Source organism: Polaromonas sp. P1_G2 (genome assembly GCF_056405515.1).
In genome coordinates, this window is sequence record NZ_JBFUBY010000605.1 from 1 (window position 1) to 756 (window position 756).

At 63.0% G+C, this 756-nt stretch carries 2 protein-coding genes; both read right to left on the reverse strand.

What is annotated here, in order from left to right; all coding sequences use genetic code 11:
• Positions 1-658 (reverse strand): branched-chain amino acid ABC transporter ATP-binding protein (locus AC1D0P_RS26470; protein WP_477679446.1); only part of this gene is annotated, 658 nt, incomplete at its 3' end.
• Positions 655-747, reverse strand: coding sequence for an ABC transporter ATP-binding protein C-terminal domain-containing protein (locus tag AC1D0P_RS26475; RefSeq protein WP_477679447.1), 93 nt, complete (start codon positions 745-747; stop codon positions 655-657). The genes AC1D0P_RS26470 and AC1D0P_RS26475, both read right to left, overlap by 4 nt.
• Between the last annotated feature and the right edge of the window lie 9 nt (positions 748-756).

The window sequence follows — 756 nt, forward strand, 5'->3', positions numbered from 1 at the left end:
CTTCATGCGCATCCCTGCCCTCGACCAGCACATACGCCCGGTCGCCAATCGCCAGTGCCGCCTTGGCATTCTGCTCCACCAACAAAATCGTGACGCCGGACTTGCGGATGTCGGAAAGCATCGCAAACACCATCGAAACGAATATCGGCGACAGGCCTGCCGAGGGCTCGTCGAGCACAAGAAGCTTCGGCTCGACAATCAGCGCCCGCGCCACGGCCAGCATCTGCCGCTGCCCGCCCGAGAGGTTCCCCGCACCCTTCCTGCGAAACAGTTTCAAATCCGGAAACGTGTCATACATCCGGCCAATCCGTTCCGCCGCTTCTTTCGGCTTCAAAATCCCGCCGGCCGTCTTGAGATTGTCCTCGACGCTCATCAACGGAAAGATGTTTTCCGTCTGCGGCACGAAGGCCAGGCCCATCCGCACCATCCTGTGCGCCGGCAGCGTGGTGATATCCAGGCCATCGAGCAGGACTTGCCCGCCCGTGACCGGGACCAGGCCCGCCACCGCCTTGATGAAACTCGATTTTCCCGCCCCGTTCGGGCCGAGCACGACAACGATTTCGCCCTTATTGACGGTGATCGAGGCACCGCGCACGATCGGCACGCCCGGCTCGTAACCGGCGACGAGATTGTTGACCTGAAGCACCGGCGCGCTCATGCCGCACCTCCGAGATAGGCCTCGATGACCCGCGGGTCGCGCGCCACCTCGTTTGCCGTGCCCTCGCAGATCAGTTGCCCGCTCGCCATGACAAGCAC

Bases quoted from the DNA above. Each gene is read 5' to 3' on its own strand.
- AC1D0P_RS26475 (WP_477679447.1), bottom strand. From the start codon at position 747: ATGGCGAGCGGGCAACTGATCTGCGAGGGCACGGCAAACGAGGTGGCG.